A 13,984-nucleotide genomic window follows, 5' to 3' on the forward strand; every position below is an offset into this window, starting at 1 on the left:
ATATTAACCAATTTATTTATTAATTAATCTCAAAAAAAAAGCTGCAAAAGTGCAGCCTTTTCTTTTTTTTACCGTTTTTATTATACTAAAATAGTCTTTAAGGCATCATTCATGCTACGAACCGCATCTGCACTTTTTGAAAATAATGCCTTTTCCTGATCATTTAAATTGATATCGACGATTTCTTCAACACCGTTTTTACCGATTATACAAGGCACTCCAATGCAAATATCATTTTGTCCATACTCGCCTTCTACAAAAACTGAGCACGCGATCATTTTCTTTTGATCATTTAAAATACTGTCTACTAAGTAAGCTACAGACGCTCCAGGCGCATACCAAGCCGAAGTCCCAAGAAGACCTGTAAGTGTCGCCCCTCCTACCATTGTATCCGCGGCTACTTTTTGAAGCACCTCTTCTGAAAGAAATTGCGAAACTGGAATTCCATTATAAGAAGCCAAACGCGTTAAAGGAATCATTGTAGTATCACCATGACCTCCAATTACCATAGCCGAAATATCATTTGCAGGCTTATCCAATGCCAATGAAAGATACGTTCTAAAACGAGAGCTGTCTAAAGCTCCTCCCATTCCAATTATTCTGTTTTTTGGCAAGCCTGTCGCTTTTAAAGCCAAATACGTCATTGTGTCCATTGGATTAGAAACAACTACAATTATAGTATTAGGAGAATATTTAAGCACATTTTCAGCAACTGTTTTCACAATTCCCGCATTGATGCCTATTAACTCTTCTCTAGTCATTCCTGGTTTTCTCGGAATTCCTGATGTAATTACTACAACATCACTTCCAGCAGTTTTAGAATAATCGTTGGTAACACCAGAAACTTTGGTATTAAAACCTGTATTTGTGGCACATTGCATAATATCCAACGCTTTACCTTCGGCAAAACCTTCTTTAATATCCAACAGTACTACTTCGCTTGCAATTCCTCTATAAGAAATAACATCCGCACAGGTAGCTCCAACATTTCCTGCTCCTACAATGGTAACTTTCATATTTTTTTACTTTATCGGTTATTAATATTTGTCTATTCCTTAAAAAGACAATTCGTTTAATTGTCTAGTAAATTTAAACAATTAAACGAATTGGAATTATTAATTTTTCATTTTATGCATCAATATTTGCATAAACTGCATTTTTCTCGATAAACTCTCTACGTGGTGGTACTTCATCCCCCATCAACATAGAGAAGACTTGATCAGCTTCTGCCAAACTATCAATATTCACTTGACGTAATGTTCTGAAGTTCGGATCCATTGTAGTTTCCCATAATTGCTCCGCGTTCATCTCTCCAAGACCTTTATAACGCTGAATATTAGCACTTCCTCCCATTCTCTCGTTAGCTTGGTCACGTTGAACATCATTCCACGCATATTCTTTTTTGTTTCCTTTTTTAACTAAGTACAAAGGTGGCGCCGCAATATATACGTGACCTTCTTCAATTAGCTCTTTCATGAAACGGAAGAAGAACGTTAATATTAAGGTAGAAATGTGGCTACCATCGACATCGGCATCACACATGATGATTACCTTGTGATATCTTAGTTTTTCAAGATTTAACGCTTTACTATCTTCTGCTGTACCTACTGTTACACCAAGAGCGGTAAAAATATTTCTGATCTCTTCGTTTTCAAATACTTTATGATGCATCGCTTTCTCAACGTTCAAGATTTTACCACGTAAAGGCAAAATCGCTTGAAAGTTACGATCACGTCCTTGTTTTGCTGTTCCACCAGCCGAATCTCCCTCGACAAGGTAAACCTCACATCTTGCTGGATCTTGCTCAGAACAGTCAGATAATTTTCCTGGCAATCCACCGCCACCCATAACGGTTTTACGCTGTACCATTTCACGCGCTTTTTTCGCTGCGTGACGTGCTTGGGCTGCTAAGATTACTTTTTGGATAATTAATTTTGCATCATTTGGATTTTCTTCCAAGTAGTTCTCTAACATTTCTCCAACAGCTTGAGAAACCGGAGAAACCACTTCTCTGTTTCCAAGTTTAGTTTTCGTCTGTCCTTCGAATTGAGGTTCTGATACTTTTACCGAAATAATCGCTGTCAATCCTTCACGGAAGTCATCTCCAGCAATTTCGAATTTCAATTTATCTAATAAACCAGAAGCATCAGCATATTTTTTAAGTGTTCTTGTCAAACCACTTCTAAAACCTTGCAAGTGTGTTCCTCCCTCGTGCGTATTGATATTATTTACGTAAGAGAAAATATTTTCTGTATAACTTGTATTGTAGATTAAAGCAACCTCAACTGGAATTTCTCCTTTATCATTATCCATACTGATAACGTGAGAAACAATTGGCTCACGGTTACCATCTAAATAACGAATATATTCTTTAAGACCTTCATCAGAATGAAATACTTCACTTCTGAATTCGCCTTTATCGTCAACTTCTCTTTTATCTGTAAAAGTAATCGTGATTCCTTTATTCAAGAAAGAAAGCTCACGCATACGTGCTGAAAGCGTGTCGTATGAAAACTCTGTTGTTTGAGTAAAAATTGTATCGTCTGGAAAGAAAGTCTGACGTGTACCTCTTTTATCTGTTTCTCCGATTTGTTTTACCGGATATAATGATTTTCCTCTTTCGTATTCCTGCTCATAGATTTTTCCTTCTCTAAAAACAGTAGATTTCATATGAACCGAAAGTGCATTTACAACCGAAACCCCAACTCCGTGAAGACCTCCAGAAACTTTATAAGAGTCTTTATCGAATTTACCTCCAGCACCAATTTTAGTCATTACAACCTCAAGTGCCGAAACTCCTTCTTTTTTATGTAAATCAACTGGAATACCACGACCGTTATCTTCAACTGTTACTGAACCGTCTTCATTGATTGCAACGCTAATAGCATCACAATGCCCTCCCATCGCCTCATCAATAGAGTTATCAACAACTTCATAAACCAAATGATGCAGTCCTCGAACCCCTACATCTCCAATATACATCGACGGACGCATTCTTACGTGCTCCATTCCCTCTAATGCCTGAATACTATCTGCTGAATAATTGTTCTTCTTGATTTCTTCGCTCATATAATTTATTCTAAAAATGTATTTACTGTCTAACACGCAAATATATAAAAACGCAAATTATATATCCGTTAAAATCCCATTTAAAGCGCTTAAGTTATTAACAGAATGGTCTGAAAAATCAAAAAATCGGCCAAAAAATTAAATTCCAATTATTAAAATCCCAAATTCCAAACTTTTTGATAAAAAACTCCAAATTCCAATTTTAAAAATCAGCTCTAAAATTAAATTCCAATTTTTAAAAATTCCAAATTCCAAACTTTTGAATATAAATCCAAATCTCAAGTTTAAAAGTCAACTCAAAAATTAAATTCCAAACTTTAAAATAAAAAATTCCAAATCCCAAGTTTAAAAATTGGAATTTGGAATTTAATTTTTGGAATTTTCTATGCTTTATTTTTTATTAAAATCTCCAGCGTAAATTGATGTCATTTTATCTAGACTTAAGTATTTTTTCAAAACCTTGTTTACGTCTTCAACTTTAAGCACTTTTACTTTGCCTTCAAGATCATCATAATCTTCAAGCGGAATTCCGTATTGCAAATAAGTATTTACTAAACTGATCAAAGTACCATCGCTTCCTAATCTGGTTTTTCTTTCATTCTGCCAGCTTACCAAGTTCGATTTTAATTCTTCTGCCGTAAATCCGTCTTTTAATGCTTTTGCAATTTCTTCTTTTGCAGCATTTTCAACAGCATTCTTTTTTGTTGGATTTAAAAAAGCATAGTAACTCCATGATGCCACGTCATTTGCAATTGGAATATTGACAAAAGACCCAGCTCCATAACTTATACCGTCTTTTTCTCTTAACCTCATTGGAATTCTTGCACTTAAAAACCCACCGCTACCTAAAATTTCATTTGCCATCACAAATGCCGGGTAATCTGGATTTTTAGTATCCATTTTAAAGCTAACTCTTCCTACAGCAACTGCATTTTCTTTGTCTGGAGTAATAATGTCTTTATCTAATTTTTGCGTTTCGAAAAAAGTCGGAGTCGCGCGCTCGTATTTCGATTTAGAATTCCATTTTCCAAATGTACTTTCCAAAATTTCACCCGTAGATTTTGCATCCAAATCTCCAACTACACTTCCAACACCATTGTTTCCTCCTAATATATTTTTGTAAAAATCTACAATTTCAGATTGTTTTATAGCTTTAAAGGCGTCTATTTCTTCTTGAGTTGTTGACGTATAAAAAATACTTTCTTTTGGATATTTTGTTGTTTGTCTTGCAATTTCGGTAAATGCAATAGATTGAGGGTCATTTAAGCTTCCTTCTAAATAAGTATTATACTCTGCAATTGTTTTCGTTAATTCATTTTGCGGAAAAGTTGAATTAAGAAGTAAATCTTCTAAAATCCCCATAACCTCTTTAAAATTTTCTTTATAAGTACTTACATAAACCGATAAAGTTTGATGATTAAAGTTAAAATTAACACTCGATTTCAACTGGTCTAAGCGATCTTGAATTTGTTCTTTGCTTTTTGTAGTTGTTCCCGTTTTCAATAGTTGCGCCATGATACCACCTATATCTGATTTTCCAGAAAGATCTTTCTCGTTGCTTACCGGAAAAACAAAAGTAGCCTGAACTTTTCCTCCTTTTATTTCCTTTTTAATCACCCCGTATTTCATTCCGTTGGTCAGTTTCCCTTCAGTCAAATTTTGTTTTAAATTTTTGATTGAAGCTTCAAAAGCCGCCACTTCTTTTTCTAAAGCTTTTCCTTTGTAATCTTTAGTAAGCGCTACAATTTGATCGTCTGTATACTCAACAGATTTTAATCTTTGTTCATCTTTTGAAGGAATAAAAATACCAACCGTTCTGTTGTTGCTTCTAAAATACTTTTCAGCAACACGTTGAATATCTTCTTTTGTCAACTTTTCAATAGCATCACGATATATATAATTCAGTCTATAATCCCCAGAACCAATAACTTCTGTCAGATTGATTGCAAATGAGATGGTATTATTTTTAGTTGCTTCAATTTGTTTAATAATTTTAGCTTTAGCTCTGCTTACGTCTTGATCTGTATATTGTGTGGTGCCAATTTTATCCAATTCAGCCCTTACAATATCTTGAGTTGCTCTAATGTCTTTATCATTTGCGACCGCAAATCCAAAATACATATAACTAGCATCTCTTGTTGTTGGTTGCCAAAAATACAGGCTAGAAACTTTTTGGGTTTCAACCAAAGATTTGTACAAATAACCAGAAGGATCAGCCGTCAAAATTTCGCCTAATGCATCTAGCGCAGGGTAATCTTTATCAGCATAAGCAGCGGTATGATACAAAGCTCCCATATTTTTGCTTTCACCAGCTCTTTTTAGCTCTACAAATTTCTCTCCATCTTGAGCAGGTTCAATTGTATAGGTTTTATCCAAAATTCTTTTAGGCCTTGGAATAGACCCAAAATACTGACCAACATATTGCAATGTTTTCTGCTCATCAAATTTTCCAGCAACAATCAAGGTAGCGTTATCTGGCTGATAATATCTTTCATAAAAAACTCTAAGTGTATTTGCTTTTACGCGCTCGATATCTTCTTTGCTTCCAATAGTACTGTTTCCGTAGTTATGCCACAAATACGCTGTCGAAGTAATTCTTTCTTCCAAAACTCGGTCTGGGCTATTTTCTCCGATTTCGAATTCATTCCTAACAACTGAAAACTCTTTATCAAGATCGGATTGCAGAATAGTTGAGTTTATCATCCTATCTGCTTCCATTTGAATACTCCATTTCAGATTTTCATCATTTGATGGAAAAACTTCATAATAATTTGTTCGATCGTACCAAGTAGTTCCGTTGGCATTTCCTCCTTTATCTGAAAGCATTTTTTTGATGTCTCCCAAATTTTTTGTACTTTTAAAAAGCATATGTTCTAGCAAGTGCGCCATTCCTTTCTCACCATACCCTTCATTTCTAGAACCTACATTGTAAACAATATTGACCACCATATTGCTTTGAGAAGCATCAGGAATCAACAAAACTTTTAATCCATTTTTTAAAGAATATTCTTTGACACCTTCGACGTTGGTAATAAATTTAGGCGTATCCTTAGGTGCCGCCGGTTTTTGCGCATAAACTGAACTCAACGAAAGTAGTGAGCAGCACAACGCTCCACTTAGTAATAAGTTTTTCATAGATTTTGTTTAATGGTTTAGAATTAAATTATTCTTGGTAACCAAATATAGTATTTTTCTTAAACACGAAAGATTAACATTAACTTAGTTTTAATAAATTAGTTAAAAGGCCTAAATTTTCAATGCAAATCATCCGCAACACTAACAAAAATTCAAACTTTACTCAAATCCATAATAAAACAAAACCGAGATAGCAATATTATATACTATCTCGGTTCAATATTTTAAAGTTTGAAAAAACTTATTTCAAATTGTAAATTAAGATTTCAAAAGCTCAACACCCGGTACTTTCACGTGTGCAGCATTTGCTCTTCCACTTGGATCAAGATTGTCTTGCCATTTTGGAATCCATTTGCGCACGGTTTGCGCGGCGCTTACTTGTGGGTAGAATTTATGAAAAATCGATCTGTACAAGTACGCTTCCTTAGTTGTTGGCGAATTATATGGAAACTCTGCACTTGCACCAGCCAATTGCTCGTCTGTTACTTGGGAAGCACAATATTCAATCAATTCATCAACCCATTTGTACCCAACTCCATCAGAAAATTGTTCTTTTTGACGCCATAAAACCTCAGCTGGCAAATATGGATCTTCGGCCGTATCAAATGCTTTTCTTAAAATATATTTTTCAATTCCGTCATACGTTTTTGGCTGTTTTTCTTCCGGTTTGATTCGGATGGCAACATCTAAAAATGAAGTATCCAAAAATGGAACTCTTGCCTCTAAACCATGTGCCATTGTCGTTTTATCCACACGCAATAAATCAGCAGTAAAAAGTTTTTGTACTCTTTCTATGGTTTCATCCTGAAATGCTTCTGTTGATGGAGCGTTTCTGAAATATAAATGTCCCCCGAAAATTTCATCGGCTCCTTCACCTGAAAGTAACACTTTTATTTCCTGATCTGCAATTGCCTTTGATAACAAATACATCGGCACACTCGAACGTACAGAGATAATATCGTAAGTTTCTATATAATAAATCACTTTTTCCAGCACCTCAACTCCTTCTTCTAAAGAAAAATGAATTTCATGATGTTCTGTTCCTAAAAACGCAGCAGCTTTTCTTGCTGCAATATTATCTGGCGCATCAGCATTTAAGCCGATAGAAAATGTATGCAATTTTTCTCCTTTTTCCTTCAAAAGTTTTGAAGCAATTGAAGAAATCAAAGAAGTATCCAAACCTCCAGATAAAATAGTTCCCAGCGGAACATTGCTAAGCAAACGCTTGCGAACCGCTTCAATCAAACTTTCGCGAATCAAGCCCAAATCTAAGCTTTCAACCGCTTTTTTATGGTCTTCGCATTCTGGTTGATAATATTTTACAAAACCAGTTTTTGCTGTATAATAGTGCCCTGGAGGGAAAGTTGAAAATGATTTGCATTGATCTGCAATTGACTTCATTTCAGAAGAAAAATAAATTCTTCCTCTTTCGTCCAATCCATAATATAATGGTTTCACTCCGATAGGATCTCTTCCTGCGATATAATCGTCTCCATCGATTACTACAAAGGCAAAATCTCCATCAAGTTTGTTGCAGAAGTTATAGCCAAATTCTTCATACAGATGCACAATAACCTCTGAATCTGAATTGGTTCTAAATGTGTGCTCTTTTAAGACGGTGCTTTTTAATTCCTCATAATTATAAATTTCACCATCGTGAATCACCCATGCACGATTTGTTCCCTGAATAGGCTGTTTGCCTGTTTGTAAATCAACAATTGATAAACTTTCGTGACAAAGCACGCTTCCATTATCCATAATATGAACATCACTCTCATCAGGGCCTCGATGTGACATTCTCGCTGAAAGCTCTTGTACGAGTTTAGGATCTTTTCCTTTGCCTATAACGGCCAATAATCCAGACATATTCTACTTTTTTTTACTTAATATTTTCTTCAAACTCACTATATGAAGCCAACTAGCTGCAAAAACGATTATACTTTATAATCTGTGGCAAAACTAAATATTATTTTCTGTTTTTTCTTTACAATCTTATTATAATATCAGGCATTTAACTTTATTTCGGCAAATGCCAAATATAAAAAAGAAAGCCTAATAATTGTCAAAAACAATTCGTAACTATTTGAAATATTACAACTTAAATTTAAGACAAGAAAAACGTCCTCTGAATTGAGAACGTTTTTCGAAAAAATATATACTAAATCTAATAAATTAACTTGTTTATGCTTTCACGTAAGCATCATCGTGAACGTTTGCTACCGCTCTTCCTGATGGATCGTTCAAGTTTTTGAAAGCTTCATCCCACTCCAAAGCGATTTTTGTACTACATGCTACACTTGCTTCTTGAGGCACGCATAACGCTGCCGCATCACTTGGGAAATGTTCTGTAAAGATAGAACGATAGTAATATTCCTCTTTTGAAGTTGGCGTCTGCAATGGGAATTTAAATCTAGCGTTTGCCAATTGTTCATCCGAAACTTCTCTTGCTACAACTTCTTTCAAAGTATCGATCCAGCTGTATCCTACTCCATCAGAAAACTGCTCTTTTTGTCTCCATGCAACACTTTCTGGAAGCATATCTTCAAAAGCTTTACGAACAACCCATTTTTCCATCGGGTGCTCCTTGTTGATCATTTTATCTTGTGGGTTGATGCGCATAGCAACATCCATAAATTCTTTATCTAAGAATGGTACACGACCCTCGATTCCCCAAGCAGCTAAACTTTTGTTTGCACGTAAACAGTCGTACATGTGAAGCTTACCTAATTTACGAACGTTTTCTTCGTGGAATTCTTTTGCGTTTGGCGCTTTGTGGAAGTATAAATATCCTCCAAATAACTCATCTGCTCCTTCACCTGAAAGAACCATTTTGATTCCCATTGACTTAATAACTCTTGCCATTAACCACATTGGAGTCGAAGCTCTAACTGTAGTTACGTCATACGTTTCTAAGTTGTAAATTACATCACGAACAGCATCTAAACCTTCTTGGATTGTAAATTTGATTTCGTGGTGAATTGTTCCAATATGATCTGCTACTTTTCTTGCTGCTGCTAAATCTGGCGAACCTTCTAAACCAACAGAGAAAGAGTGCAATTGTGGGTACCACGCATCTGTTGTATCATCAGACTCAATTCTTTTTTGAGCAAATTTCTTAGCTACAGCTGAAGTTATAGAAGAATCTAAACCTCCAGAAAGTAAAACTCCGTAAGGAACGTCGCTCATTAATTGTCTATGAACTGCCGCTTCAAGCGCTTTTCTAATTTCTGGAATGCTTGTTTCATTGTCTTTTACTGCATCATACTCCGTCCAGTCTCTTTTGTACCATTGTACAAATTCTCCGTCTTTACTTGACAAATAGTGTCCTGGAGGAAATAATTCGATTTTTGTACAGTATCCTTCTAAAGCTTTTAACTCAGAAGCAACATAGAAAGTTCCGTGTTGATCCCAACCGATATATAAAGGAATAATTCCCATATGGTCACGAGCGACAAAATATTCGTCTTTATCAACATCATAAATCGCGAATCCGAAGATCCCGTTCATTTCGTCAACAAAATTTGGTCCTTTTTCTTTGTAAAGTGCCAAAATAACTTCGCAGTCACTTTCTGTCTGAAAGTTATATTTTCCTTCAAATTGCTTGCGAAGATCTCTGTGATTGTAAATTTCACCATTTGCAGCCAAAACCAACTTTTTATCTTCTGTAAATAAAGGTTGTTTTCCTGAAGCTGGATCTACAATTGCCAAACGCTCGTGTGAAAGAATCGCTTTATCATTACTGTAAATTCCGCTCCAGTCTGGTCCGCGGTGACGAATGATTTTAGACATTTCTAATACTTGAGGTCTTAAAGTTTCGGCTTTTTGTTTTAGATCAAAGGCACATACAATTCCGCACATAATATTCTATATTTTTATTTGTAAATTTTAATTTGATAAGGCAAAGATGAAGTATTAGTTACAATTGAAAAACACATTACACAATATCAGTTACAATTATTAATCAAAACAATCAATTTACATTAAAATTGTAAAAATTTAACATCAAAAAAAGCCTTAAACTTGAAATTTTCAATTTTGAGGCCAAAACCGCTTTAAAATTTAAAGTTTAATCTGTTTTTTTGAATTAAATTTTGAGTTATTCGAATATCTATGAAGAATTCTTAAAGACAAGAAAGAAAGTTGTTTTGGAATTATATTTTAAGCAAAGAACTTAGCCTATTAGTTTGTCATCGTGACGAAGGCATACAACTTTTATTTAGTCCCTACGGGACAACTACACTTGAAATCTATAATTTCTACCAACATTTAGCTCCTAAAGGAGCATATCTCGGAGAGATTAAATATCGGTAGAAAAAAATTCAACGCAATACAGAGATGTCCCGTAGGGACTAAACCAAACAAATTGCTTAATCTACACTCTCAATAGTATAATGCGTCTTATTAATTTCAAACTGAAAGCCAGTTTTATTTCCCATTAAATGATTTCCCAATGGAGATTGTGGAGAAAGTGCAATGACATTAATTCCTTCAATTGCAATTTTTGGAAGTGCGACGCTAACGTATAAATAAATGCCGTTTGCTTTTACCAGACTTCCTAAAACAATATTTTCAGTCATTTTTACAGGATCTATCTTATCCAAAATCTCCTTTTGAACGATTGCTTCTTTTAGTTTATTCGTCAATTTTTCCTGTTCGATATGCATCATCGATAAAGCGGTTTCGTGCTTGTCCCCAGCAGAACCTTTTGCATCGTTTTTAGAATCTTCGGTCAAACCAGAAATCATGTCTTTAAAAACATCGATTCGGTCTTGAACCATTTGTGAATAGTGGGTATATATTTTTTCTTTGAAAGTCATTTCTTTTAGGTACTGAGGTTCTGAGCTACAAAGATGCAAAGGTTTTTTATCATAAAAAAATTAGCCATGAAAACACGAGTTTACTCCAAAAAACTCATGAAATCATGGCTAAAAAGTCCCAGATTTAAAGTGAGTCTGGGGCTGACTGCCTTTCGGCAAAAACTTTTTAAAAGTCGAACTTATAATTTCCTCCAACTAAAACTTGGAATCCTTGAACAGGATAATTCAGCCATCTTTCGTAAGCTTGATTTCCAATATTATTCAGTTTTAAAAAGAAAGTCAAACGTTCGTTGTATTTGTATCCTAAATGAGCATTCGCATCAAAATAGCTTTTTAAAGTTACTACAGATGGTGTAGTGCCTAAATCTAGATTTGTCTGCATGTCTTTACGTTCTCCAACATAAAATACATTAAGACCTGCGTACCATTGTTTTGTAATAGTAACGTCAAGATTTGAACTTAATTTCATTGAAGGCAAATTCCAAGCTTCTAAGCCGTCTGTTTTGTAGCTGTTGAATGTTCCATTGATTCCAAAAGAAACATTTTGAGAGAAATCAGCTTTTAATTCTCCGTAGAAACGGAAAGTTCGAACATCATCATAAATTACATCAAAAGAGTTTCCGAAAGCATAATTCTGATTTGAAAAATCTTCTGTATAATCTTGGCTTTTAAACAACGCCTTATCTTTTTCATTCAAATATGAACCTGTCAAATTATAACTGACATTGTTTGCCAATTTTCCTTTTAATCCAGCAAAAACAGTATATTGATTGCTTGTTGGCCTCATGTTTAAAGTTGGAGACAAAAATGGATTTTCGCTCACAAAATCGGCATACGAATTTTGATTCAAGCTTCCGTTTGCTCCAGTATAGAAAATCATTAAATCGCCAACTAATTTGTATGATGCGTTGATTTTTGGATAAACAAAAAATTTATTGCCGCTATTTTCAGAATCTAAACCATAAAACAATCCAGCTCCTAATTCTAATGTCCATTCGTTTTCATGAATCACAAAACTTGGCTCAATTCCAAAATTAGTCAAACTATATTTTAACGGCTCTGTGTTATCTGCTACATAATTATGTTCAAAAGAACCACTTACATGATCGATAATAACATTTGTAGTTATGGCTTGATCCATTACATCAACTTTGAAAGTCGGCTTTAGATAAAAACGGTTTTCTGAAGAAGAAAAGCTATCTGAAAAATGCGTAAAACGAGTTGCAATTTTGCTGAAAATTCCCTCTGTAAATTCTGCATTTCCACCCAATGAAATGGTGTTATAAGAATGATTCGGATTAATTCCTCTGATCAAATCTTCCTGCGTCTGAGGAGGCAAAGTCATTCCGAAATCGGCTGGAAGACCATACCAATTATAAAGCTGATTTTGATATCCTAAATCAACTCCCCAAGACATATCACGATTGATTACGCCATACCCTACATTTAATGCCGTGTCGTAAAACTCATCATTCAAATTCACATCTTTAATACCGCCTTGTGAAGAATGATGACGCAACATTCCGGCAACATAATCATTATTTCCTAAATCCTGTGTCACAAACAACTCAGCGTTTAAAGTTCCGTAATTTCCAACACCTAAAGTTGCATAATTATTGAATAATCGCTCTTTTTTAGATTTATCTACCGCCTGGGCATTCCCTTTTGAAGGTGTAAAAGTTGACGCAACCGGAACCGATAAAATACTATATTTTATAGTTTCTTTCGGTTGATTGCCACTGTCATCAAGCGAAGGAGTTTCTTTCACTTTAAAAGCATCTGATATGGTTGGCGAATAAGGTTTTACTACATTAACCGTTTCAGTTCCGATGTTTTCATTTTTCTTCTGGGAAAACGAAACCTGAGCAACAAACAACAGCAGTAAAACGATGATTTTATTATGGCAGTTTAATTTCATATTTCTTCTATTTTAAGAAAACAGAAAAAAGAGCCAAGAAGAAAGACTTCTCTTATTTTCTCTTCATTCTAATTTCTACTATCTTGATTCTTTCTTCTACTTTTTAATTATTAAGCTTCCCACTCTCCTTTGGCAACAAATTGGGCTTTTCCGCCTATTTTTATGTCAAATTGTTCTCCAGTTAGTTTTCCTTTAAAATAAATTTCAGACGGACGATTAATATAATCTCCCTGATAATTTGTCAATTCAATTTCTGGTTTGTGATATTTCAATAGAAAAGCCTGTAAACAAGTACTCGCGCTCCCCGTCGCTGCATCCTCAACCAATTGATTATGTTCAATGCAAAGCATTCGGCTGAAAAGTTTTTCTCCTTCTAAATAGTAGAAATACAAACCTCTGTGATCGGTTTTACAATGTTTCTTAAGCCATTCATCTGTTTTGTCTTTGTCTAAAACCAAGTTTTCCAACGCTCTTTTGCTACTTAACCCAACCATTACAAAGGCGCTTCCCGTTGTTACTTCCTGAATTGGAAACTGATTTTCAAAATCGCTTATGGTCAGATTGCTGAAAGTTGAGAAATCTTCTTTTGAAAAAATATCCCAAAACTTCGGTTGCGCCGCCTTCAACCAAATCAAATCTTCAGTTTTGTGAATCGCGATTGGCCCAATCGGAACTTCCAATTTAATTTCGTCAGGTGAATGATCAAAAATCTTATTCATCAAAACCCATGAAGTGCCAATTATTGGATGTCCTGCAAACTGCATTTCATGCGCCGGAGTAAATATTCTGATTTCGGCTTTGCTGTTTTCTTTGTCTAATTTGGTTACAAAAGTACTTTCGGCAAAATTGATTTCGCGCGCAATATTTTGCATTTCTACAGCACTTAAATTTCTTGCATCCAAAAAAACTGCCAATTGATTCCCAGCATATTTTTTATCGGCAAAAACATCAACTATATAAAAAGGTAAACTCATTTTTTTTTCTTTTTTTTTAGAATAGACAGATACAAGGAAAAAGACTTTATTTCTTCGAAATCTTGCTTCTT

General features: G+C 34.8%; 8 protein-coding genes. All 8 read right to left on the minus strand.

All coding sequences use genetic code 11. The annotated features are described in order from the left end of the window. Positions 1 to 80: 80 nt before the first annotated feature. Positions 81 to 1,016, minus strand: a complete 936-nt coding sequence (mdh, locus tag AAYQ19_RS04115) for a malate dehydrogenase (protein WP_343534138.1) — start codon at positions 1,014 to 1,016, stop codon at positions 81 to 83. Between the two features lie 112 nt (positions 1,017 to 1,128). Further along, positions 1,129 to 3,069, minus strand: a complete 1,941-nt coding sequence (gyrB, locus tag AAYQ19_RS04120) for a DNA topoisomerase (ATP-hydrolyzing) subunit B (protein ID WP_343534140.1) — start codon at positions 3,067 to 3,069, stop codon at positions 1,129 to 1,131. A gap of 390 nt (positions 3,070 to 3,459) precedes the next feature. Further along, positions 3,460 to 6,204: a M16 family metallopeptidase gene (locus AAYQ19_RS04125; RefSeq protein ID WP_343534142.1), complete on the minus strand. Its 2,745-nt coding sequence runs from the start codon at positions 6,202 to 6,204 to the stop codon at positions 3,460 to 3,462. Positions 6,205 to 6,462: 258 nt separating this feature from the next. Next, positions 6,463 to 8,070, minus strand: a complete 1,608-nt coding sequence (gene asnB, locus AAYQ19_RS04130; protein WP_343534148.1) for an asparagine synthase B — start codon at positions 8,068 to 8,070, stop codon at positions 6,463 to 6,465. A 315-nt stretch (positions 8,071 to 8,385) separates the two neighbouring features. Further along, positions 8,386 to 10,062, minus strand: coding sequence for an asparagine synthase B (gene asnB / locus AAYQ19_RS04135; protein ID WP_343534150.1), 1,677 nt, complete (start codon positions 10,060 to 10,062; stop codon positions 8,386 to 8,388). A gap of 509 nt (positions 10,063 to 10,571) precedes the next feature. After that, entirely contained in the window at positions 10,572 to 11,021 is a 450-nt protein-coding gene (locus AAYQ19_RS04140) for a hypothetical protein (protein ID WP_343534152.1), read from the minus strand. 166 nt (positions 11,022 to 11,187) lie between these two features. After that, the gene (locus tag AAYQ19_RS04145; RefSeq protein ID WP_343534154.1) at positions 11,188 to 12,939 is read right to left on the minus strand and encodes a TonB-dependent receptor; all 1,752 of its coding nucleotides are present in this window, start codon (positions 12,937 to 12,939) and stop codon (positions 11,188 to 11,190) included. A gap of 110 nt (positions 12,940 to 13,049) precedes the next feature. Further along, on the minus strand, positions 13,050 to 13,913 hold the full coding sequence (locus tag AAYQ19_RS04150; RefSeq protein ID WP_343534155.1) for a PhzF family protein: 864 nt from the start codon (positions 13,911 to 13,913) through the stop codon (positions 13,050 to 13,052). Between the last annotated feature and the right edge of the window lie 71 nt (positions 13,914 to 13,984).

This window comes from Flavobacterium mesophilum (assembly GCF_039581405.1).
In the GTDB taxonomy this organism is placed as follows: Bacteria; Bacteroidota; Bacteroidia; order Flavobacteriales; family Flavobacteriaceae; genus Flavobacterium.

Coding starts and splice junctions, on each gene's coding strand:
- mdh (WP_343534138.1), bottom strand. CDS start 1,016: ATGAAAGTTACCATTGTAGGAGCAGGAAATGTTGGAGCTACCTGTGCG.
- gyrB (WP_343534140.1), bottom strand. CDS start 3,069: ATGAGCGAAGAAATCAAGAAGAACAATTATTCAGCAGATAGTATTCAG.
- AAYQ19_RS04125 (WP_343534142.1), bottom strand. CDS start 6,204: ATGAAAAACTTATTACTAAGTGGAGCGTTGTGCTGCTCACTACTTTCG.
- asnB (WP_343534148.1), bottom strand. CDS start 8,070: ATGTCTGGATTATTGGCCGTTATAGGCAAAGGAAAAGATCCTAAACTC.
- asnB (WP_343534150.1), bottom strand. CDS start 10,062: ATGTGCGGAATTGTATGTGCCTTTGATCTAAAACAAAAAGCCGAAACT.
- AAYQ19_RS04140 (WP_343534152.1), bottom strand. CDS start 11,021: ATGACTTTCAAAGAAAAAATATATACCCACTATTCACAAATGGTTCAA.
- AAYQ19_RS04145 (WP_343534154.1), bottom strand. CDS start 12,939: ATGAAATTAAACTGCCATAATAAAATCATCGTTTTACTGCTGTTGTTT.
- AAYQ19_RS04150 (WP_343534155.1), bottom strand. CDS start 13,913: ATGAGTTTACCTTTTTATATAGTTGATGTTTTTGCCGATAAAAAATAT.